The organism is Pseudoalteromonas sp. SWYJZ19 (genome assembly GCF_015864375.1).
GTDB classification, from domain to species: domain Bacteria; phylum Pseudomonadota; class Gammaproteobacteria; order Enterobacterales; family Alteromonadaceae; genus Pseudoalteromonas; species Pseudoalteromonas arctica.
Genome location: NZ_JADYXI010000010.1, coordinates 1 through 24967 on the forward strand (window position 1 = coordinate 1; position 24967 = coordinate 24967).

Below are 24967 nucleotides of genomic sequence, written 5' to 3' on the forward strand. Positions count from 1 at the left end.
AGAACGAGTGAAACGTTATATTCTTCCAGAAAAAAGAAAACGGCCCAAAAGTAGGACCGTTCGAATTTCAAAAACTCGGTACACCATTAAGTCAAAGCATGCTTAACTGAATGGTGTTAACTGAAAAGTGGCTTTTTTTTGCTTTAAAGCATGCTAAATTAGCTGAAATTTATAAATGGAGAAACCAGTTGGAATTTTTATACGAATACGGTTTGTTTTTTGCTAAAACAGTTACTTTTGTTATCGCTATCGCAGTTGTTTTAATGCTAATAGTTGGCGCTGCAGTTAAGCCAAAGGCCAAAAAAGGTGAAATACAAATTGATGATATATCAGAGCAGCTAGTTGAACTTAAAGAAAGTTTTTTACAAAATACGTTGGGTAAAAAAGAGCTTAAAGCGCATCAAAAACAACTTAAATCAAAGAGTAAAAAAGCAGATAAAGATGAGCCTAAACCTCGTTTATATGTAATTGACTTTGTGGGTAGTATGGACGCTCACGAAGTAGAAAGCTTACGAGAAGAAATAACGGCTATTATCTCTATTGCCGATCCAAGTAAAGACAAAGTACTTATTCGTTTAGAAAGTGGTGGCGGTGTTGTACATGGCTACGGACTTGCTGCATCTCAGTTACAGCGTATTAAAAGTGCGGGTATTCCTCTAAGTGTTGCAATTGATAAAGTGGCAGCAAGTGGTGGTTACATGATGGCGTGTGTCGCGGACGAGATACTTGCAGCGCCTTTTGCAATAGTTGGATCTATTGGTGTGATAGCTCAAATACCTAACTTTAATAAAATATTAAAGAAAAATGATGTTGAATTTGAGCAAATAACAGCAGGTGAATTTAAACGCACACTTACTTTATTTGGTGAAAACACAGATAAGGCCCGTGAAAAATTTCGTGAAGAAATTGAACAAACACATGGTTTATTTAAAACGTTTGTAAGCACTCAACGTCCAAGCTTAGATATAAACTTAGTTGCGACAGGTGAGCATTGGTTTGCAACTCAAGCAATTGATAAAGGCTTGGTAGATGTTATAAAAACAAGTGATGATGCATTGCTAGAGCAGCAACATGAGCGCCAAATTTATAAGATTAAATACAAAGTTAAAAAAGGGTTGAGCGATAAGCTAGCTCTTGGCTTGAGTAGTGGTGTAAATAAAGTGGGAATAAACTTACTTTCTAAGTTTAAGTTGTTAAATCCTTAGATTAGAATCTTTTTCAGGATTCAGTTAAATTATTTTTACTCGAAAAAAACCTTGATGGATTGCATCAAGGTTTTTTTATAGCTGTATAAATGTAGCTTATGAGTCAATAGATTTATGATAATCTTCTAAGTCTTTAGCTGCATTAGGGTCGTTAAAAATGCTCTCATCTAGCTCACCTTCAGACTTGGCAACAACACAGGTAACCATACAATCGCCGGTTACATTAACTGCTGTACGTGTCATATCAAGTAATCTATCTACACCGATAATAATTGCAATCCCTTCTACAGGTAAGCCAACTTGGTTAAGTACCATTGCCAGCATTATTAAACCAACACCAGGTACGCCTGCTGTACCTACAGAGGCAAGTGTTGCTGTTAATATAACCATTAAATAATCAGATATTGTCAAATCGACACTAAACACTTGTGCAATGAACACGGTAGCCACACCTTGCATGATGGCAGTGCCATCCATGTTAATGGTAGCACCCAGTGGGATAGTAAATGAGGCAACCGAGTTATTAGCACCTAACTTTTTAGTAGCAGTTTCAAGTGTAATAGGCATAGTTGCGCTTGAGCTCGAGGTACTAAATGCAAATAAGCATGTGTGCTTCATTTTTGCTAAGAAAATAAGCGGGTTTAAGCCCGTTAATATTTTTAAAAGCAATGTGTAGTTTACAAAAGCATGTAATAACAGTGCAAGCACTACAACGCCAAAGTACTTCGCTAAGCTCACAATTAAGTTAAGCTCAATTGTTGTAAACAGTTTTGCCATTAAAAAGAACACGCCATAAGGGGCAATATTCATTAAAAGCGTAACTAGTTTTAAAATCACAGTGTTTAAATCTTCAAATACGGTAGCAACACGTTTTCCTGCTTTACCACTTAATGCCATTGCTACACCAAATAAAAGTGCAAACACAATAACTTGAAGCATATTGCCTTTGGCCATTGCTTCAAAAGGATTTGTAGGAAACATATCTATAATTACACGTGCAAGGGTAGGTGCTTCTTTAGCATCGTAGGTTGCATTAGATGGCAAGCTTATACCTTCACCCGGGCTAAATAATAAGGCAAGTGTAATCGCCACTGTTATAGCAATAGCTGTAGTTAATAAATATAAACCAATAGATTTACCACCTAGGCGGCCTAGTTTTTTAGGGTCACTTAAGCTACAGGTACCACAAACAAGCGATACAAAAACAAGAGGCACAACTAACATTTTCAAGCTGGCAATGAATATTTGACCACCAACATGGAAAATACCATCAACAAAAAAGGCTTTAATTGGCAAAGAGAATAACCCAAGTGGTATTAGATAATCGTCTTCACCAGCTAATATAGCCTGAAATATAAAACCTACAGTAACCCCAAGCGCCATACCAATCATGATGCGAGTGGTTAAACTCATTGAACGGATTTTTGACATATTTCCTGATCTACATTTTATAAATTTGCCATAGACTACCAGCAAGGAAATATTTACTACAGAAAAAGTTAGTATTTATTTAAAAATATTTTGCACAAAAAAGTAATAAAAAACTGTGATTTTAGACTAAGTTATAGGTTAATATTAAGTGTAAATTAATTTTAATTATAATAACAACGCTAGGGAGAGGTTCATGCCTTTAATGCGACTGCTCGGCATTTCATTGCTAAGTTTTTTACTCACAGCCTGTGGTGGCGGTGGGTCACTTGAAAAAGACGGTTCTATAAGTGATGGTGATTCCACTACAGAGGCTGCTACATACTCGGTTTCATTAAAGGGGTATTCTCAAACAGACGCAACAGAGTCAAATTCTGTTACCGCTACCTCCTCTTTAGATTTACGCGCAATTCTTACTCAAGACGGTGTAATTGTTGCGGGTAAGCGCATTACGTTTACATTAGAAGATGAGATTGGTGAACTGTCTCCATCAAGTGCATTAACTCAAAACGATGGTATTGCAACGGTTGAACTTACAGCCGGTGCTCAAGCCGGTGCTGGAGAAGTAACCGCTACCTATACAGTCGATGGTGAATCTTATACAAGTACTTTTGCTTTTCAATCAAGCGGTGGGCAGGGTGATGATACTGGTGTTAGTGGGTCAACAACTCTAACAGTAAATATTGTCGATGAAAATGGTGCTAAGTATTCGGATACAAACCCGGTTACAACTGACAACTTAGGCACGGTTACAGCGACTTTAAAAAATGATGGAGTTGCACTTAGCGAGCAGCTTGTTACTTTTACTACAAACTTCACAGGTAAAATAACGCCAGACTTAGGAACTGCAATTACAAACTCAGCGGGTGAAGCAAAAGTAACTCTCTCTAGTGGTAGTTTTAAAGGCGCAGGTCAAGTTGTTGCAACTTATAATCCTACTAACTCAACAGAAGTGAGTAATACAGCTGTATTTTATTCATCAGGTGATTCTGCACCAGTTGATCTGGCACAATTCTCTATATCAGTAAAGCTCTTAACAGGCTGTAACGCAGGCTGGGACGATAATCGTTCTAGCGTAAAACTTGACCCTACACAAGCAGCATCGGGTTGTACGGTAGCTAATACTATCTCTTCATCAGAACTAGGTGAATTATTTGTTGAAGTCATTGATGAGCAAAGTGGTGAAGGTAGTAAAAATTCGCTAGTTAATATTTCAACAAATTTAGGTTCTGTTCTCCCTTCATCTGGGACAGCCCTTACTGATAACTTTGGTATTGCTTTACTAAAATTGCAACCTGGTAATACTGGTGGCGCAGGTACTGTTACTGTAACGTCTGTAGGTGAAAGTAATTCAACTAATTTTGCTGTAGGTATTGCTGATTTAACCCTAGAGGTTGATAACGGGCTAAATAAAGATTCTTCAGGAAATGTTATTCCTTTAAAAGCAGGTGGTAGTACAGTTATTGAAGTAACACTTTTAGATGAAGATGGTAATTTATACTTAACTCCAACAGATGTTGAGTTCAGCTCAACGTGTGTAATTAGCGGCGACTCAGTAATTGATGCATCAGTAAAATCATCAAGTGGTATCGCAACATCAACATACCGAGCTACAGGTTGTAGTATTGACGATGATATTAATATCACGGTTGAGACAGGCGGTAAAAACTTTACTGCTACTACGATTATTCCTGTGGAAACATCAGCGGTACAATCAATACAGTTTGTTGATGTCAGTGAAACATTTATTGCATTACCTCCAGGTGAAGGCGGCGCCCCGACTCAATCGATCGTTAGATTTAAGCTAATAGATGCGGATGGTCTTGCATCTACGCAGCAACGTATTGATTTCAAGTTAACAGATTCAGTGGGGGCAGCTAAACTGTCACTTAGAACAAGTGATACAAATAATGAAGGCTTTGTTCAGACAACGGTTGAATCTGGCATAGTGCCTGGTCCATTAGTGGTAAAAGCGTGTTTTATTTCTAAAGAAGATGTTAATAATTTACCTGAAGGTGATGATTTAACGTGTTGGGTTGATGATGTAGAACTGTGTACATCAGAACCAAGCAATGAAATTTGTCCAGACGGAACACTTACTTTAGTACCATTGAGCGAGCAGATAAGTTCTGTATCGGCTCAATTAACGCTCGCTTCAGGCGTAACAGACCAAAACAGTTTTGATGCAAGCCCAAATACGTTCAATACTAACTCACTTAATTATAACGGTGTTTTAAATGATATTACGGTATATTTTGGTGACCAATTTAATAATTATAACGGTGACGGTGTAGAGGCAACTATTTTAGCTGAAGCTGGTGTCATTGGCTCATCTAGCAATGAAGTTACTTGTAAAACTGACGATGCTACTTGTGTTGTAACCTGGCGCTCTCAAGGAGACCGTCCATTTTATGATTACAAATGGGGTAACCGAATTGGCGATATTGACGGGGACGCAACAACTACAGAAGGTATTAATCCAAAAACAGGTATTATAAATTGTGACCCATATTTTGGTATTGCAGCTCCTTGTATAAATGGTATTACACGCGCTAAAAATAATGCTGATGGCGTTGTTATGGGAGGACGTGTAAGTGTTCTCGCTGTCACTAAAGGACAAGAGAACTTTGTAGATGAGCAAACCACTGATGATGTTAAACGCACCAATGGCTTGTTTGATATTGGTGAGTATTATACTAGTTACGATTTACCTGAAGCATTTATAGATCACAATGAAAATGCAGCCTTCGATAAAGCAAACTGTAGTGATGCAGATGCTTCAAATTATGACCCGTCTACGGATGAATGTTCTGAGTTAATTTCACGAGGTGGTCATAATGAAACATGGCGAGACCTAGATAATGACGGTATTTATGACTTTGCTGATGGTAAATATAATGGCTTATTATGTAGCGAAGCCGCTGAAAATGCAGGTGAGTGTTCTCGAGAGCTAATTGAAGTGCGTAAACAAATTGAATTGGTTATGTCTGGAGATAGTCCATATGTTCGTTTTTCTGTGTTGAAAACAACGGATATTCTTGATGCACCGTATCCTGTTTATGTACCAGCAGATTGCTCTGTTTCAGTTACAGCAGTACTTGAGCCATCCGATGTATCTGAGCGTTGTGATATATCAGCAGTTGATTTATCAAATGTTTTTGCAGATAACCCTGAATATGATGAAACGGATCCAGATGAAACTGATCCTCAACTATTGGAAGTTGGCTTATCTGGTATTACAGTTCGTATTCACTACACAGATGAGTTTGGTAATCCACTACCAGCGGGTACAACTGTATCTATAGCCTCTACAAATGGCGACTTATCTATTATCGAAAATAACGCTATTATTCCAAGTACGAATACGGATAAACCAATGTATTCAGATGTTCGTATTTCTCGTGAAGCGGATGGTAATGATAAATTTGACGGTGTACTTTCAATAACATTTGAGTTTACTACTCAGGCTGGTGGCACTAAAACAGTCTCCAAAGGAATCGAAATTTACGATAGTAAATAAGGCTTTATTTTAAAAATGCCAACCTTTAGGTTGGCATTTTTGTTTCTGTTCTATATATTCCACATCAATTAATCTAAAAACACTAGTTTGTTTAATTTAACGACAAAAATTGTTCGTTTATTCAGTAAATACTGAAAAGTTTGTATTAAAAGCTTGTAACAACTAGTGTTTGTAGATATACCTATAAATATTCGCGCCGCTTATGTCGGCAAAACACATTTTCAATATTTGGTTAGAAATAGGCAACTATGGGCAAATCGCTAGTAATTGTAGAGTCTCCTGCTAAGGCTAAAACAATTAATAAATATTTAGGTAATGACTTCATCGTAAAGTCCAGTATTGGGCATGTACGAGATTTACCTACTTCAGGTTCGAGCAAAGCTAAAGTGCCGGCAACTAAAACGCCAGCAGAAGTTCGTAAAATGGAACCTGAAGAGAAAGCAGCGTATAAAAAGCAACGAGATTATACAAACTTAGTCGCGCGTATGGGTATAGACCCAAACCAAGGCTGGGATCCGCATTACGAAATACTGCCTGGTAAAGAAAAAGTTGTTCAAGAATTACAAAAGCTGGCTGAAAATGCAGACCAAATATATCTCGCAACGGATTTGGATAGAGAAGGGGAAGCAATTGCTTGGCACCTTCAAGAAATCATTGGTGGTGATCCTGCTAAATATAAGCGCGTAGTTTTTAACGAAATTACTAAAAACGCAATACAGCAAGCGTTTGAAACACCTGGCGAACTTAATACTGATATGGTTTACGCTCAGCAAACACGTCGCTTTTTAGACCGTGTTGTTGGCTTTATGGTATCACCTTTATTGTGGGCTAAAGTGGCCCGCGGACTTTCTGCAGGACGAGTTCAGTCTGTTGCTGTACGTTTATTAGTAGAGCGTGAACGTGAAATTAAAGCATTTATTCCAGAAGAATTTTGGGATATTCACGCTGACGTTAAAAATACTGAGTCTGAGTTACGCTTAGAAGTAGCCAAACAAGCAGGAAAGCCATTTAAGCCTGTAAATGAAGCTCAGGCTAGCGCAGCGGTTAAAAGCCTTGAGAATGCAGAATATAAAGTAATTAGCGTTGAAGAAAAACCAAGTAAAAGTCGCCCAAGTGCGCCATTAATTACTTCAACCATGCAGCAAGCGGCAAGTACACGTTTAGGTTATGGCGTTAAAAAGACCATGATGCTTGCTCAGCGTTTGTATGAAGGCGGTTATATTACGTATATGCGTACCGATTCAACTAATCTTTCAAAAGACGCGGTTGAAATGTGTCGTGAGTATGTAACAAACGAGTTTGGTGCTAAATATTTACCAAAAGATCCAATTAGCTACAGCTCTAAAGGTAATGCACAAGAAGCGCATGAAGCAATACGTCCTTCAAGCGTTACCGTGTTATCTGGGCATGTTGAAGGTGTAGATGCTGATGCTAAAAAACTGTACGAGCTAATTTGGCGTCAGTTTGTAGCGTGCCAAATGGTACCTGCTGAATACGATTTAACAACACTAACTGTTGCAGCTAACGACTTCCAGCTTAAAGCGAAAGGCCGTGTGCTCCGCTTTGATGGTTGGACAAAAGTACAACCTGCGATACGTAAGAAAAACGAAGAAGATCAATCACTACCGGCTGTTAAAGAAGGTGAAGTCCTTACTTTAATCGAACTTGATCCTAAGCAACATTTTACTAAACCGCCAGCGCGCTTTAGTGAAGCAAGTTTAGTAAAAGAGCTTGAAAAACGCGGTATTGGTCGTCCATCTACTTATGCGTCAATTATATCAACGATTCAAGATCGTGGTTATGTACGTGTAGAAAATCGCCGTTTCTTTGCTGAAAAAATGGGTGAAATAGTTACCGATCGTTTGGTTGAAAACTTCACTGATTTAATGAATTTTGATTTTACAGCAAAAATGGAAGGCCGTTTAGATGACATCGCTGAAGGCGAGCGAGTATGGACTGAAGTTCTTGATAAATTTTATGCTGATTTTTCAACGCAATTAACTGTCGCTAAAGATGAGCCAGAAAATGGCGGTATGCGTCTCAACGAGATGGTTGAAACGGATATTGAATGTCCTACGTGTAGCCGAAAAATGGGTATACGCACAGCATCAACTGGTGTTTTCTTAGGGTGTACTGGCTATAGCTTACCACCTAAAGAGCGTTGTACAACGACAATGAACTTAGTGTCGGGCGATGAAGCGGTTGCAGCCGATGTCGAAGACGAAGAAACTGAAAAGCTAATGCAGATGAAACGTTGCCCGATTTGTGAAACGGCAATGGATTCATACCTAATTGACGAAACCCGTAAATTACATGTGTGTGGTAATAATCCAGCATGTAAAGGGCATATAGTTGAAGAAGGTACCTTTAAAATTAAAGGCTATGACGGACCAATTATCGAATGTGATAAATGTGGCTCTGACATGGAGCTTAAATCTGGTCGCTTTGGTAAGTACTTTGGCTGTAATAATGACGAGTGTAAAAATACACGTAAACTACTTAAAAGTGGCGAAGCTGCTCCACCAAAAGAAGACCCTGTTCACATTACTGAATTAGAATGTGAAAAGTCAGATGCGTATTTTGTATTACGTGATGGCGCCGCGGGTATATTTTTAGCTGCAAATACTTTTCCTAAGTCTCGTGAAACACGTGCACCTAAAGTAGAAGAGTTAAAACGCTTTAGAGACCGTATTTCGCCTAAGTTTTATTACTTAGCAGATGCACCTGCTAAAGATCCTGATGGTAATCTTGCTGTTGTACGCTATAGCCGTAAAAATAAAGCTCAGTATGTTATGACTGAAGTTGACGGTAAAGCTACTGGCTGGACTGCTCATTATGAAGCAGGTAAATGGACAGAAGAAGCGAAGAAAAAGGCAGCACCTAAAAAGAAAGCTGCTGCAAAAAAGGCACCAGCTAAAGCAAAGCCTAAAGCGAAAGCTAAAAAAGAAGATGAATAAGCACGTTATCGCTTATTCATAACTTTTTATAGGTTTTAAAAAACCATAAAAAAACCGGAACGCACAGCTTGTGTCTATTCCGGTTTTTTTGTGCTTAGTTGAATGTTTTCGCAACGGCTTTATTAGCAGTACATTCAACTAAGCGTATTGGAGATACCAATTTTATTAAAAAATGGTCATTATATTGCACTAAATAACCCACTCACTGCGTTAAAAAACATTCATATAAAACAACTATATGTCATGCTATTTCACTTGCTATTGAGCTATTTTCTTAGCGGTATAATAGAACATTAATTTAATGCAATTGGTATGATTAAATCTTAACAGAAGATACTTTTTTATAGCCTTCAGATTCAAGCTCATCATTTACGCATTTTAATACGTAGGCATTTAGCTCTTCATTGCTTACGTCATCATCTTTAGCCCAGTTAACACACATTTCTGTGTATTCTTTTACCATTTCGGCTGAAGCTGTTGGCGCATCGTCTGCTACCGCGTAAGTCGCAGATACTGCAAATAGTGGAGCTACGATTAATGCTAGCAATGCTTTTTTCATTCGTTTATTCCTAAAAAAATGGTGTGATGACTGATTTACCCAGTTTAAGATTAGGTTTAAACCAGTAGTGCCCAATCCAGAACAACTCTGTTGGTATACTGATTTTTAAACGAAAACGAAATAAAAGATAACGAAATTTTTTTATCGTGAGGATGAGTAATTTACTTGTCAGGATTTCGCAGCATTGTGTTGCAGTGGTTTATAAGCTAAGGTCGCTTTTTTAATTAAAAGACAAATCAATGTCATCACACACCCCTAATAAAAAACCACGCCAAGCTAATAAAGTAGAGCATGCATTAGAATCTTTTATTTTTAAAGGGCGTTGGCTACTAGCCCCATTTTTTGTGGGTTTACTATTTGCAGTTGTACTGTTGTTAATAAAGTTTTTTAAGCAGCTTTATTTAATGGGTATTGCGACATTTACAGCAACCAATCAAGAGTTACTTGTCGGTATTCTAACTTTAGTTGAGACAGCATTATTAGCGGGGTTATTGCTGATCATTACATTTAGTGGTTACGAGAACTTTGTTTCTAAGCTTAATATTGATAATCACGAAGACAGACCATCTTGGATGGGAAAGGTTGGTTTTTCAGGTCTAAAGATGAAATTAATAAGTGCGATAGTCGCTATTTCTGCTGTTGAGTTATTAAAAGTATTTATAAACTCAGGCGCATATCCAAGTGATGAGCTACTTTGGAAAGTGACTATTCATGTCACGTTTGTAATGTCAGGCGTTTTATTTGCTTTAACTGACTACTTAAACAGTAAAACCCAAAGTCATTAGAAAAATTAAATGCACAAAAAAGCCCAAGTAATTTACTTGGGCTTTTTATGTTTAGAACTCAGCTGTAATATTAAGTGTAATTCTTGATGTCATTAACACTTTGCATAAAAGCAAGCGAAAGGCTCAAGCGTAAGTGTGTCTTGGCTTAATTTTGCGCTGTGGTGGCTAAGCTCATTGTATTCTTTAACGATTGATGTTGGCATATCAATACTTGTTTGTTGAGAGTTTAGATTAAATATGCACAGCATTTTTTGCGGTCCAAGCGTTCTATAAAAAGCAAGCACAGGCTCAGGCGTTTCAATAAACTCAATATCACCCTCAAGTAAAACAGTTTGGCTCTTGCGCCACGCCATAAACTCACGGTAGGCGTTTAAAATTGAGTTGCTATCATTAGTTTGCACAGCGACTGATTGCTGTTTGTGTGCATCATCAACAGGTAGCCAAGGTTTTACGTCACTAAAACCCGCATGAGGTGAATCAGCTTGCTCCCAAGGCATTGGCGTTCTACAGCCATCACGCCCTTTAAAATTAGGCCAAAATGTTATGCCATATGGGTCTTGTAAGTCTTCAAAGGCAACACTTGCCTCACCTAAACCTAATTCTTCACCTTGGTACATACATACACTGCCACGAAGGGAAGCAAGTAGGGCGGTTAGCATTTTACATTGCTGAGGGTTTATTTCGCCATTTTCACTCCAGCGACTTGCTACGCGCTCTACATCATGGTTGCTAAATGCCCAACACGGCCAACCCTCAGTCATACGTTGTTCAAGAGTTTGAACCGTAGTTCTAATATATTCACTTGAATAATCATTTGTTAAGAGCTCAAAGCTATATCCCATGTGCAGCTTATCGCCACCTTGGGTGTACTGCGCCATTGTCGCCAATGAATCCTCTGATGAGATTTCGCCAAGCGATACAGTACCTGGGTATTTATTAAGTAATGTGCGAATGTCTTGCATAAACTCAATATTTTCTGGCTGAGTGTTGTTGTAGTAATGATACTGAAATGCGTATGGGTTATCTTCACTAAAACCACGACCCTGGCGCTTATCTTTTGGTTTAGCTGGGTTATCGCGAAGTTGTGCATCGTGATAACAAAAGTTAATAGCATCTAATCTAAAGCCATCAACGCCTTTTTTAAGCCAAAACTCTACGTTATCAAGTACAGCTTGTCTTACGTCAGGATTATGAAAGTTTAAATCGGGTTGTTCGGTTAAAAAGTTATGCAAATAATATTGCCCACGGCGAGGTTCCCACTGCCACGCGCCACCACCAAAAATAGACAGCCAATTATTAGGTGCTGTGCCGTCATCTTTAGCTTCAGCCCAAACATACCAATCCGCTTTATCGTTATTTTGATTTTCGCGGCTATCTGTAAACCATTGGTGTTGATCTGATGTATGGCTTAGTACTTGGTCAATTATAATTTTAATGTTGCGATCGTGGGCTTGGCTAATAAGTTCATCAAAATCGTTTAAATCACCAAAAAGCGGGTCAATGTCACGGTAGTCACTAATATCGTAGCCAAAGTCTTTCATCGGCGATTTGAAAAAAGGTGAAATCCAAATTGCATCAACGCCTAAGCTTTTAATGTAATCAATACGATTAATAATCCCTTTTAAGTCACCAATACCATCGTTGTTGCTATCTTGAAAGCTACGCGGATAAACTTGATAAATAACCGCACCTTTATACCACTGCTTTTGGGTCATGCTTTTCTCCGTCATTCCACACAGTATTTAGACTATTCTTTATTGTGATTACGATTAATCACGTTATTTTCAAAAAGCATACGTGAAGCCTGTAATTCTGTAAAAAGTCTGCATACGTATGCACTAAAAATAATGCAATAAAATTATTTAAAATAAGCGCTTAGCGCATCTTTAGCGGTGTTCGTTTTGTGTGTTTAATGTTTACCAATTATGTTATTCATTCATATTTTAGTTAAATTTCACCTAACAGTTTGTACTATAAAGGAAATATACCCTTGGTTTTACTAGAAATGGTCTGACCAATTTAACACTTAGTGAGTGTGCAATTATTTAAACGTTATATAACAGCGCTAATTAATTTCATCTTGTTTACATTCAAGTAGGGAGGCTATTAGTTTTCTACAGAATAGATTTAATATATCATTCCCTTTCAGTGTTTTTTGTTTTGTTTATTTTTAATAAAATCATATGGTTAAAATTATATTCGTGTAATGTATGTTAATGTTAGGCTATATTGAGATTGTTGAATACGTATGCATAAAGTTGTTAATAAAATAAATCTGGCGTTAATATTCATCCTGACAACAAAATTAGCTCGCCTTGTTTAACTATCACTTAAGCATTGAACGCGGGTATCACAATATGGGTAACGGGAAAACATTATGTCTATGTTCAAACCAAGTATATTAACTTTGGCATTAACAGCTGCAGGCTTATCAAGCTTTGCTACACAGGCTGCTCAAGAAGATACAATAAAAAAAGATGATGTAGAAGTTATCGAAGTTAAAGGCTTTCGTGGCAGTGTGGTTGAGTCTATTAACACAAAACGCTTCTCTACACAGGTTGTAGAATCTATATCGGCTGAAGACATTGGCAAATTGCCAGATTCTTCAATTGCTGAATCAATTGCACGTTTACCAGGCTTAACAGCTCAGCGCTTAGACGGGCGAGCAAGTCGTGTCTCTATTCGTGGTTTTGGCGAGAATGAAAGTGGCACAACGTTTAACGGTCGTGAGCAGGTATCGATTGGTGATAACCGTGGTGTAGAGTTTGACCTTTATCCATCAGAAATAATGAGCGGTGTAACCGTTTATAAAACGCCAAATGCAAGTATTGATGCTGAAGGTATTGCCGGTGTTATTAATATGCAAACCGTGCGCCCTTTAAGTAAAGGCGAGCGTGTTGTGCAAGTAAATGGGCAGTATGAGCAAACCAGCTTTGGTAAATTAAATCCAGACGGTAATGATGACGGCTATCGAGGCACTATCTCATACATTGATCAGTTTGCTGACGATACAATTGGCGTTGCATTTGCTTTAAATACAATGAGTTCACCAAATCAAGAAAAACGTTGGAATTCATGGGGCTACCCAGAATTCACCGAAAATGGTAACGATTATTCAATTTTAGGCGGCGCTAAACCATTTGTACGTTCATCAACCCTTGAGCGTGATTCGGCAATGCTAGTACTTGAAGCAGCCCCTACTGACAAATTAAACATGACGTTTGATGCGTTATATGTAGATTTTACAGATGAAAAAATTCTACGCGGTATTGAAGTTCCATTTGCATGGGGTCAAGGTAGTATTGATGCAAATAGTGTTGTAGTTGATGAAGCATCTGGCTTTATAACAAGTGCAGTAACACAAGGCCAACGTGTAGTAGTTCGAAACGATTATGAAGAACGCGAAGCTGAACTTACAGCTTTTGGTTTTAATACTAAATATGATATTGACGATTCGTGGTCAGTAGAGTTTGATGCAAGTTATTCACAAGTAGACCGTAAAATCTGGAGTGTTGAGAGCTATTCAGGTACAGGGCGTGGTGATGCTCGCGGTGTTGCAGATAACTTAGGTTATACATTTAATGGTGGAAATACCGGCGCAAGTTTTACTCATGACTTAGATTATAGCGATTATGGTTTAATACAGTTAGGTGGCCCGCTATCGTGGGGTGCAAGCTCTGCACTTAACGATAAATATGGTTTAACTGGTACTGAGTATGAAAACCAAGCGCAAGATGGTTTTATTAATGCACCGACCATTGAAGATGAGCTATCAACATTAAAAATAGCGGCTTCAAAGGTATTAGAAAACGAGTACATAAGTTCTATTGAATTTGGTATGTCTTACAAAGAACGTGAGAAAACAAAAGATTCAGAAGGTTACTTTATGACGTTATCTAGCTTTTCGCTTAATAACCCAGGCATGCTTAATGTGCCAGAACAGTACCGTAACGGAAGTGTTGATTTAGGTTTTATAGGCATGGGCGATATGATTGCTTATGACGTAAATGGCTTAGTTAACGACGGTTATTACGACTTACTGGCAGAGAGCTTAACAAATACAAGTCATGCGACTAAATCGTGGACTGTAAAAGAAGAAATTACTTCTGCATTTGTTCAAGCTAATATTAATGCTGAAGTAAGTGGCCTTGCATTAACGGGTAACGTGGGCGTGCGTTATGTACAAACTGATCAATCATCACAAGGTAATGCATTTAGTACTGTTGATGGTGTGGTTGTTACATCACCTACAAACATAAGTCATGATTACTCGCACGTATTACCTAGCTTAAACTTGTCACTTGCGATTGATGAGCAACAAACGATACGTTTTGGTGCTGCTAAAACAATTTCTCGTGCACGCTTAGATGAAATGAATTCATCAGTTAATGCTTCATATAATCAAACACCTGATGAAAATGGCAACTATTGGTCTGTATCGGGTGGTAACCCAAATTTAGAACCTAAAGAAGCAACCGGCTACGATTTTACTTACGAGAATTACTTTAGCGATGAAGGTTACTTCTCTGCTGCGTTTTTCTATAAAGATTTAACTCAGTGGATTTTTGACGGCACGTATGCAATTGATATGTCAGGCGTAGCTGACCCTTCAACAGGTGAAGTTCCTGCAACATCATCAGGTACAGGCAGCGGTAAAATAAATGGCGGCGGTGGCGATTTATATGGTTACGAGCTTTCACTGGCGTTACCATTTAAAATATTCCATCCATCTCTTGAAGGTTTTGGTTTAATTGCCAGCCATACTGGTATTGAGTCTGATATTGAAGATCAAAACGGTAACGATTACGAGCTACCAGGTCTTTCGGATAAAATTCAAAGCTTAACAGTTTACTACGAAATGCATGGTATGCAATTACGTACCAGTATGCGCAAACGCAGTGCCTTTAAAGGTGATGTATATGGTTTAGGTTTTAACACTGAACAAGTTGATATTTTAGGTGAAACTATTTGGGATGTTCAAGCAGGTTATGACTTCTCTGAGGCCGGCATTGAAAGCCTTGAAGGTTTATCAATTCAGTTTCAAGTACAAAACTTGACAGAGGAACCGTTTACGTCGCTTTCAGGCGATAATGCTCTACAAGTACGTGATTACCAAGATTACGGGCGTACTTACTTGTTAGGCTTTAGCTACAAGCTATAATAAAAACTGTGTGTAGAAGCCCTTGTAATTTGTGTTACAGGGGCTTTTTTATAGCTAGTTTACCTAACTTTTTAACCGTACTTAAATTTAATAAAACGTGGATAATAATATGAAACCAATAAAACACGTGGTAATTGCAGGCGGTGGTACCGCAGGTTGGATAACAGCAGCCTTGCTTAATAAAGTGTTAGGTAAAGTAATTAATATCACATTGATAGAATCATCGTCTATTGGGTCCGTGGGGGTTGGCGAAGCCACTATACCGCCGATTGTTCAACTTAATAACGCGCTGGGTATAAACGAGCAAGATTTTATTAATGCCACTAATGCTTCAATAAAATTAGGTATTGAGTTCGAAAATTGGAAAACGCCAGGGCATAGCTACATGCATGCGTTTGGCTCGTTTGGTAAAGACTTTCCTTTTTGTGATTTTTATAATTTTTGGTTAAAAGGCCAAGTTACGGGGTGCGAAGACGAACTATGGGATTTTTCACTCAATTACCAAGCGGCTAAACAGCATAAATTTGCCCCTTTAAATACCATTCCTAATACCCAACTACCTGGGCTGAGTTACGCATATCATTTTGATGCGACGCTTTACGCTGAATACTTAAAAAAGTTGGCTATATCGCGCGGTGTTAAACACATAGATGCAAAAATAAGCCATGTTGAACAATGCGATACAGGCAATGTTAAAAGCCTAGCACTTGATAACGACAGTCAAATTAGTGGGGATTTATTTATAGATTGCACCGGGCTGCGTGCACTATTAATTGAACAAACACTAAATACAGGTTTTATTGATTGGTCTCATTACTTACCATGCGATAGTGCAGTAGCCGTACAAACAAAAAGTACTCATGAGCTTAAGCCCTATACGCGATCTATTGCACATAGTGCTGGTTGGCAATGGCAAATACCACTGCAAAATCGTATTGGTAATGGCCTTGTTTATTGCAGTAGATACTTGTCAGATGATGATGCTAAGCAGTTACTGCTAAAAAGCTTACCCGCTGAGCCAATTACAGAGCCCCGTATTATAAAATTCAAAACAGGTCGGCGTTTAAAGCAATGGCATAAAAATGTGGTGTCGGTTGGCCTCTCAAGTGGTTTTTTAGAGCCGCTAGAGTCAACCAGTATTCATTTAATTCAAACTGCGGTTACGCGTTTAATTAAGCTATTTCCACACAACGGTATTAGCGATGCGTTAGTAACGGAGTTTAATAAACAAAGCGTTATTGAATTAGAGCACATACGTGATTTTATTATTTTGCATTATAAACTCACCGAGCGAGAAGACTCCTCATTTTGGCGCCAATGTAGGCAAATGGATATACCTAACTCCCTGAGCCAAAAAATGAATTTATTTAAGCAAACAGGCAAGGTAGTACGCGAAGACGACGAGCTATTTGCTGAGGTTGCTTGGCAGCAAGTAATGATAGGGCAAGGGCTTATCCCTGATGACTACAATAGTATTGTGGATTCGTTAAGTGATGAGCAACTGAGCGATTTATTTTCTACCTTAAAAACATTGATAAACTCAACAGTTGCGCAGCTACCAACTCATCAAGATTTTTTAGCCAGTATTAAAAAGGTTTAATAATGCGATTTTTAAACACACTTTTACTAGTAAGCGCATGTAGCTTACCAAGCTTTAGTTATGCACTTAATGTAGAGCCGGCCAATTGGTGGGTCGGAATGAATAAAAATAACATTACAGTACTCGTGCATGAGCAAAATATAGCTAACGAAGAATTTAAATTAGATAAGTATAAAGGGGTTGAACTTAATAACGTAACACGTACCGACAACCCTAATTATGCTTTCCTTCATTTAAATATTAGCGATAACGCCAAAGCAGGAACGCTCAAGTTTAACAGCACTAATACAGCGCATAGCTTTGAGTTTCCTTTATTTACTCGAGATAAAAATAGCGCGCAACGCCAAGGTTTCACAAGTGCAGATGCTTTATATTTAATTAACCCAGATCGCTTTGTAAATGGCGACTCCACAAATGACACCGTTAAAAGCATGCTAGAAGCTGCAAATCCAGGCTTTAAAGGCGGGCGACATGGAGGGGATATTCAAGGTGTTATTAACGCATTACCGTATTTAAATAATTTAGGCGTGACACAGCTTTGGCTAACGCCAGTACTTGAAAACAACATGCCAGATTATTCTTATCATGGTTACGCGATCACAGACTTTTATAACGTTGATCCACGTATGGGTTCAAACCAGTTGTACAAAACGTTATCTGTAAAAGCAAAAGAGCAAGGCATAGGCCTTGTTATGGATATGGTACTTAATCATTTTGGCTCTGAACATGTTTGGGTTAAAGACAAACCCACCCAAGATTGGATTAACTTTAATGGCGAATTTAAAAATGGTAAAAATGCGACAAGCCATGCGCGCCAAACAATTCAAGACCCGCACGCTAGCAACTACGATAAACGCCAATTTAGCGATGGTTGGTTTGTTGCTAGCATGCCTGATTTAAATCAGCGCCAACCATTATTAAGTGAATATTTAATTCAAAATGCTATTTGGTGGATTGAATACGCGGATTTGAGTGGTATTCGTGTTGATACTTACTCTTACTCAGACAAAGCATTTTTAAGTGATTGGACAAAAGCCATTATGGACGAATACCCACACTTTAATATTGTTGGTGAGGAGTGGACTTCAAACCCTGCAATAGCGTCGTATTGGCAGCGCGGTAAAGTAAATCAAGATGGGTATGTGTCAAGCTTACCCAGTGTGATGGACTTTTCGTTGCAAGAGGCGGTAATTCGAGCTTTAAATGAAGATGAAAGTTGGAGCACAGGCTGGGTTAAAGTATATCAGTCATTAGCTAACGATTTTTTATACCCAGACACCAATAACATTATGGTGTTTGCTGATAACCACGATATGAGCCGTGTATATACGGAGCTTGGGCAAGACTTAGCTAAAACTAAAATGGCGATGACTTTGTTTTTAACAACGCGCGGCATTGCTCAAATATATTATGGAACCGAAATATTATTGGATAATACGCCGAGTAAAGATCATGGTGATATACGCATTGATTTTCCTGGTGGGTTCAAAAATCAAAACGCTAATGCGTTTACTGGAGTCGGGTTAAGTAAAGATCAGCGCGATATGCACGAAACTATAAGCACGCTACTTAACTTTAGAAAGCAAAGCCCGGCGCTTGCAAAGGGTAAGCTCGTTCATTTCAGTCCGAATAATGGTGTTTATAGTTATGCTCGCGTTAGTGATACGCAAACAGTATTAGTTTTTATGAATAAAAACAAAGTAAAACAAAAGCATAATCTTGATTACATGCAAGAAGCCATACCAAAAAATGCCAATGCGCAGGCATTATTCACACAACACACTTTTAAACTAACTAACAGTATTAACTTAGAGCCAATGGCTGCTACGGTATTAGTGATTAATACGCCGTGAATGTTTAAGTGAATACGTATGCAGCAACTGTATGCTTGCTGCAGTTATCTTTAGTATAAAGCTATAACACTACTGACAAAAAGACACACAATGAAAAAATCAGTTTATGTACCCGCATTACTGTGTAGCGCACTTATAACAAGTGCGTGCTCAGACAATAATGAAATCGAACAACAGCAAATGCCTAAACAGGCGCAAAATGAGTTAACAAAGCCTGTTGTATACCAAGTGTTTACACGTTTATTTGGTAACACACAAACCGCAAATGTACCTTGGGGTACAAAAGAGCAAAATGGTGTAGGCAAATTTGCTGACTTTAACGATGCTGCATTAGCTGGCATTAAAGAGCTAGGGACGACCCATGTTTGGTATACCGGTGTTTTGCACCATGCGTTAGTGGGCGACTATACACAGTACGGCATTAGCCAAGACGATCCGGATGTAGTAAAAGGCCGTGCAGGTTCACCTTATGCAATCAAAGATTACTACGACGTTAACCCCGATTTAGCCATAAATGTGACTAATAGGTTGGGTGAGTTTAGTGATCTGATTGAGCGCACTCATCAACATGGTATGAAAGTGGTTATTGATATTGTCCCTAACCATGTTGCGCGTGATTATAAATCAGTAGCAAAACCCAAAGGAGTAAAAGACTTTGGTGAGCAGGATGATAAAAGTAAAGAGTACGATAAAAATAACAACTTTTATTATGTACCTGGGCAGTCTTTTCAGGTTCCAGCGTCAGAAAGTTACCTCGTTTTAGGTGGTAATACGCATCCATTAGCTGATGGTTTTTTTGATGAAACGCCAGCAAAATGGACGGGGAATGGGGCGCGAGCACCAAAACCTGATATAAACGATTGGTATGAAACCGTAAAAGTTAACTATGGTGTAAAGCCAGATGGCAGCTATGACTTTCCTGCATTACCTAAAGAGCTAAAAAACCAAGATTATCGCGCTCATTACGCTTTTTGGCAAAATAAAGAGCTTCCTAATAGTTGGTATAAATTTAGAGATATCACTTTGTACTGGCTTGATAAAGGCGTTGATGGCTTTAGATACGATATGGCCGAAATGGTGCCAGTTGAATTTTGGAGTTTTTTAAACTCATCAATCAAAATGCAAAAACCGGATGCATTTTTATTGGCTGAAGTTTATAACCCGAAAATGTACAGAGCGTATATTCAGCAAGGAAAAATGGATTATTTGTATGACAAAGTCGGCTTTTACGACACATTAAAAGCCATTATGCAGGGTAAGCAAGCTGCTAATACGATTTTTGCAGCCCAAAGCCACGTTAACGATATTGAATCGCACATGTTGCACTTTTTAGAAAACCACGACGAACAACGCATTGCGAGCCCCGATTTTGCAGGTGATGCACGCTGGGGGAAACCAGCAATGGTAGTTTCTAGCTTAATTAGTCGCGCACCTACTTTATTATATTTTGCTCAAGATGTGGGGGAGGACGGATCTGAAAACGCAGGTTTTGGCACATCTACTCGCACCAGTATTTTTGACTACATTGGTGTACCAGCGCATCGAGCATGGATGAACAACGGCAAATTCGACGGCGCTAACTTGTCAAGCGAGCAAGCATCACTTCGTGATTATTATAAATCAATAATGGCTCTTAATAGTTTACCCGCTGTTGTAGGTGGAACCATGTCAGAGCTTTCACTTAGCAATAGCGAACGCGTTGTTGGTTTTGTACGCTCGCTGGGACAGCAATCTGTTTATGTTTTTAGTAATTTTAGTGAGGAGCCACAAACGGTATTAATTAATTTAACACCAGAGCAAGCTAATACCTTTGAGCGAAATAAACCGCTACACGACTTACTTGAACAAAACACGGTAAAGATCATCACTGACAAAGAAGTTACAAAGCTTATGCTTTCGCTAGATGCATTTAGTAGCGCAGTTTTAACTAATAAGGCTAATCATGAATAATCAAAATAATAATTATGACAGCAACAAACCAAATCTAAGTTTTTGGCAAATATGGAATATGTGCTTTGGCTTTTTGGGTATTCAATTTGGTTTTGCACTACAAAACGGCAATGTGAGCCGTATTTTTCAAACCCTAGGCGCACAAGTGGATGATATTCCTATTTTATGGGTTGCAGCACCGCTAACGGGCTTAATAGTGCAACCAATAATTGGTTATTGGAGTGATAAAACATGGGGGCGTTTTGGTCGTCGTCGTCCATTCTTTTTCATAGGGGCGGTACTTACTACTATCTCACTCTTTATCATGCCGCATTCACCAACCCTTTGGATTGCTGCAGGTATGTTATGGATTATGGATGCCTCAATCAATGTCACTATGGAACCTTTTAGAGCACTTGTAGGCGATAACCTGCCAGAAAAACAACGTGCTACGGGCTATGGCTTGCAAAGCTTTTTTATTGGTATTGGTGCGGTATTAGCCTCAGCGCTACCATGGATGATGACCAATTGGTTTGACGTAAGTAATACCGCTGCGCCAGGGCAAATCCCTGAATCTGTTAAATATTCATTTTATTGGGGTGGGGTCGTATTGCTAGTCGCAGTTCTTTGGACAGTTATGCGAACCAAAGAATATAGTCCTGAGCAATTAGCTGCTTTTGAAAACCACACTGCCAAACCGACTAATACCGCATTAGTAGATATCAACTTTAATAAAGGTGCCATTATTTTTGTGGTGCTAGGTTTAGCAACCCTTGCATTAGTAATGGGTTTATCGCTTGAAAAAGAGTTATACCTACTTGCTGGTGGCTTACTAGCGTTTGGTATTGTGCAGTGGATAGCAAGCGCATTAAAGGCTGCTAACAAAATACAAGGCGGTTTTTACCAAGTAGTACAAGATGTATTTACCATGCCAGAGGCAATGAAGCAGCTTGCTTGGGTGCAGTTTTTTAGCTGGTTTACGTTATTTGCTATGTGGATATACACCACAGCCGCAGTAACAAGCTTTCATTACGGCAGCAGTGATGCAACAAGTAAAGCCTTTAACGATGGGGCTGATTGGGTCGGCATTTTATTTGCAGCTTACAATGGCTTTGCGGCTATTGCCGCTATGTGTATTCCATTCTTAGTTAAAAAGATGGGCTTAAAAGGCGCACATTGCTTTAACTTACTACTAGGTGCATTGGGCCTTGCGAGCTTTATGTTTATAACAGACCCAAAAATGCTTCTTATTCCAATGATAGGCGTTGGTTTTGCATGGGCTTCTATTTTATCACTTCCTTATGCAATGTTAAGTAATGCACTACCGAGTAATAAAATGGGCGTGTATATGGGGATTTTTAACTTCTTTATTGTTATACCGCAATTGCTTGCCGCTAGTATTTTAGGGCTTATTTTACGCCACGTATTTTCTAACCAGCCTATTTACGCATTATTAATTGGTGCTGCATCATTCGTTGTTGCTGCGATTGCTGTAATGCGCGTTAAAAATTCAAACTAAGGGTCACACAATGAAAAAATATAACCTTATTACTACCGCTCTTTTAACTTTGGGCTTAACAGCCTGTGGTGCACAAAATACGAATAACGAAAATATTGACGCTACAGTTTCAGCAGCTCCTGGCGCACCAGGTGCACCAGGTGCTGAACCATATTGGGCTTACGCGGGTAAAACCGGAATTGGTACTTCTTTTGAGCAATACCAAAACGGCCAATATAATAACAATGCTGCGACAGGTGAAGTATCAAAAGTATGGTTTTCAATTGCCAAAGGTATGATCACCGAAACTATGTTTGGACTCATTCACCAAGCTCAAATTAAAGATATGCAGTTTGTAGTAACCGGTAAAGATTTTACAGTCACTGAAGCTGACGACTTAGACGTTACAATTGATTACTTACATAAAGACGATAAAGGCAGACCACTATCGCTTGCTTACAAAGTAACAAGTACAGATAAGAAAGGGCGTTTTACCCTCGAAAAACACATATTCACCGACCCTGACGGACAAACATTGTTTGTACGCAGTATTTTTAATACATCACTTAAAGGCGTGAAAGCGTATGTTGCTGTTAACCCTTATATAAACAACAACGGCTTAGGTGATTTTGCAAAAACCACTGAGCAAGGCTTAGTAGCATGGGAAGATGATAATTTTTTAACGTTGCAATCATCTACGCCATTCAAAATGCAAAGTGTAGGCTTTACAGGTGTGAGCGATGGCATCACCTCACTTAAAAAACAAAACACACTAAGCAAACAATATTCAAACACTGGCGATAAGGCCGGTAACGTCACTCTGCTGGCAGAGCTTGGTAATATCGATAGTAATACCACATTTGATTTAGCACTAAGCTTTGGTAAAACGCAGCAGCAAAGCCAGCAACAAGGTGCACAGAGCTTATCTAAAGGTTATCAAAATGTGCTTGATGCCTACAACGGTAAAGGTGAAGCGCTAGGCTGGGAAGATTATTTACAAAGCCTTGAGCCATTAAATACAATGGTTAAGCAAACAGCCGATGACGGTAAGCTACTTTATACCAGTGCAATGGTACTAAAAGCGCAAGAAGACAAAACTAATGCGGGTGCGCTCATTGCCTCACTTTCTAATCCTTGGGGTGAAACTGTTTCAGCCAAAGAGGGTTCGACTGGTTACAAAGCGGTATGGGTTCGTGATTTTTATCAAGTAGCTATGGCATTTATGGCCTTAGGCGATACAGCGACTGCAAAAACGGCCTTCGAATACCTTGAAAAAGTACAAGTTACTAGCAAAACCCCCGGTAACAATGGTGATACAGGATGGTTTTTACAAAAAACACATGTTGACGGTGAACTTGAATGGGTAGGGGTACAGCTAGATCAAACGGCTATGCCGATTATGCTTGCGTGGAAGTTACATCAAGCAAACGTACTAAGTGATAACGAACTTAAAGATTGGTACGCACGCATGCTAAAACCGGCAGCTGACTTTTTAGTTGATGGCGGAAGAGCTAAAATTTTATGGAACGACATGCAAATCACTCCACCTGCTACACAGCAAGAGCGCTGGGAAGAGCAAAGTGGTTATTCTCCCTCTACAACGGCTGCCGTTGTTGCTGGCCTTATAACAGCCAGTGACATAGCAACACTCAGCGGTGATACTCAAAATGCAGATCGTTATTTAGCAACGGCTAAAAAGTACAACAATGATATAGAATCGCAAATGTTTACCACCGAAGGTAATTTAAAAGGTGATAGCACCGATGGCGAGTATTTTATTCGTATAGGTCAAGACACCGACGCTAACTCTAATACTAAAATTAACGCCAACAATGGCCGTGAAGGTTTTAACAAAAAGCAGATTTTAGATGGTGGTTTTTTAGAATTAGTCCGCTATGGAGTAAGAAGTGCCAACGATTCAAGTATAGTTAAAACCCTACCTGAGTATGACGACGAAACGCTTGAAGATAACTTACAAGTTAAATACAGCTTTAACTTTACCGATGGTAGCGGCACATTTGCAGGCTATCGCCGTTATGGCAACGACGGTTACGGCGAAGATGAAACCACAGGTACTAATTACGCCGAAAGCAGGAGCAACACGCCAGGCCAACGTGGTCGTGTATGGCCATTTTTTACAGGTGAACGCGGACACTATGAAATAGCGGCCGCAAACGCAAATAATACGCTAGATGATGCAAAACAAGCGGACATTAAAAATAGTTACGTAAAAGGGCTAGAGCAATTTGCTAATAGCGGCATGATGCTACCTGAGCAAGTATGGGATGGCGTTGGCGTAAATAAAGCAGGTTATGAATTAGGCGAGGGCACAAACTCAGCAACACCTCTAGCTTGGACACACGCAGAATACATCAAGCTTGTACGCTCACTCAGTGATAAACAAGTTTGGGATTATTACCCTGTGGTTGCCGAATCGCTTAAAGACTAATATATAATACCAATTCGCTTAAT

General features: G+C 39.0%; 13 protein-coding genes. 10 read left to right on the top strand and 3 right to left on the bottom strand.

Annotation, left to right across the window (positions count from 1 at the left end; genetic code table 11):
* Nucleotides 1-188 precede the first annotated feature (188 nt).
* A complete protein-coding gene (sohB, locus tag I6F45_RS11295) occupies nt 189-1205 on the top strand; it encodes a protease SohB (RefSeq protein WP_197119209.1) in 1017 nt (338 codons plus the stop codon).
* Nucleotides 1206-1301: 96 nt separating this feature from the next.
* Here sohB and I6F45_RS11300 read toward each other — a convergent pair whose 3' ends face one another.
* The gene (locus I6F45_RS11300; protein ID WP_007582590.1) at nt 1302-2636 is read right to left on the bottom strand and encodes a dicarboxylate/amino acid:cation symporter; all 1335 of its coding nucleotides are present in this window, start codon (nt 2634-2636) and stop codon (nt 1302-1304) included.
* A gap of 193 nt (nt 2637-2829) precedes the next feature.
* Between I6F45_RS11300 and I6F45_RS11305 the strand changes: the two genes are divergently transcribed.
* Together I6F45_RS11305 and topA are read left to right on the top strand one after the other, a co-directional pair.
* Nucleotides 2830-6153: a hypothetical protein gene (locus tag I6F45_RS11305; protein ID WP_165741797.1), complete on the top strand. Its 3324-nt coding sequence runs from the start codon at nt 2830-2832 to the stop codon at nt 6151-6153.
* A gap of 248 nt (nt 6154-6401) precedes the next feature.
* Complete coding sequence (gene topA / locus I6F45_RS11310) at nt 6402-9110, top strand: type I DNA topoisomerase (protein ID WP_165727402.1); 2709 nt, start codon at nt 6402-6404, stop codon at nt 9108-9110.
* Nucleotides 9111-9426: 316 nt separating this feature from the next.
* Here topA and I6F45_RS11315 read toward each other — a convergent pair whose 3' ends face one another.
* Nucleotides 9427-9669 carry a hypothetical protein gene (locus tag I6F45_RS11315; protein WP_007582596.1) on the bottom strand — a complete coding sequence of 81 codons (243 nt, stop codon included), beginning with the start codon at nt 9667-9669 and terminating at the stop codon, nt 9427-9429.
* Nucleotides 9670-9908: 239 nt separating this feature from the next.
* On the opposite strand from I6F45_RS11315, the gene I6F45_RS11320 reads away from it, so the two are divergent.
* Nucleotides 9909-10454: a TIGR00645 family protein gene (locus tag I6F45_RS11320; protein WP_165741611.1), complete on the top strand. Its 546-nt coding sequence runs from the start codon at nt 9909-9911 to the stop codon at nt 10452-10454.
* Between the two features lie 92 nt (nt 10455-10546).
* Here I6F45_RS11320 and I6F45_RS11325 read toward each other — a convergent pair whose 3' ends face one another.
* Nucleotides 10547-12169 carry an alpha-glucosidase family protein gene (locus tag I6F45_RS11325; protein WP_165727403.1) on the bottom strand — a complete coding sequence of 541 codons (1623 nt, stop codon included), beginning with the start codon at nt 12167-12169 and terminating at the stop codon, nt 10547-10549.
* A gap of 662 nt (nt 12170-12831) precedes the next feature.
* Between I6F45_RS11325 and I6F45_RS11330 the strand changes: the two genes are divergently transcribed.
* From I6F45_RS11330 to I6F45_RS11355, 6 genes are all read left to right on the top strand, one after another.
* The gene (locus I6F45_RS11330) at nt 12832-15615 is read left to right on the top strand and encodes a TonB-dependent receptor (RefSeq protein ID WP_165740487.1); all 2784 of its coding nucleotides are present in this window, start codon (nt 12832-12834) and stop codon (nt 15613-15615) included.
* A 109-nt stretch (nt 15616-15724) separates the two neighbouring features.
* Nucleotides 15725-17215: a tryptophan halogenase family protein gene (locus tag I6F45_RS11335; protein WP_165740484.1), complete on the top strand. Its 1491-nt coding sequence runs from the start codon at nt 15725-15727 to the stop codon at nt 17213-17215.
* A gap of 2 nt (nt 17216-17217) precedes the next feature.
* Nucleotides 17218-19068: a glycoside hydrolase family 13 protein gene (locus I6F45_RS11340; protein WP_165740482.1), complete on the top strand. Its 1851-nt coding sequence runs from the start codon at nt 17218-17220 to the stop codon at nt 19066-19068.
* Between the two features lie 90 nt (nt 19069-19158).
* Nucleotides 19159-21018: an alpha-amylase family glycosyl hydrolase gene (locus I6F45_RS11345; protein ID WP_197160506.1), complete on the top strand. Its 1860-nt coding sequence runs from the start codon at nt 19159-19161 to the stop codon at nt 21016-21018.
* The gene (locus I6F45_RS11350; RefSeq protein WP_010555040.1) at nt 21011-22516 is read left to right on the top strand and encodes an MFS transporter; all 1506 of its coding nucleotides are present in this window, start codon (nt 21011-21013) and stop codon (nt 22514-22516) included. Before I6F45_RS11345 ends, I6F45_RS11350 begins: the two co-directional genes overlap by 8 nt.
* 10 nt (nt 22517-22526) lie before the next feature.
* Nucleotides 22527-24944, top strand: coding sequence for a glucan 1,4-alpha-glucosidase (locus I6F45_RS11355; RefSeq protein WP_165740479.1), 2418 nt, complete (start codon nt 22527-22529; stop codon nt 24942-24944).
* Nucleotides 24945-24967: the final 23 nt, after the last annotated feature.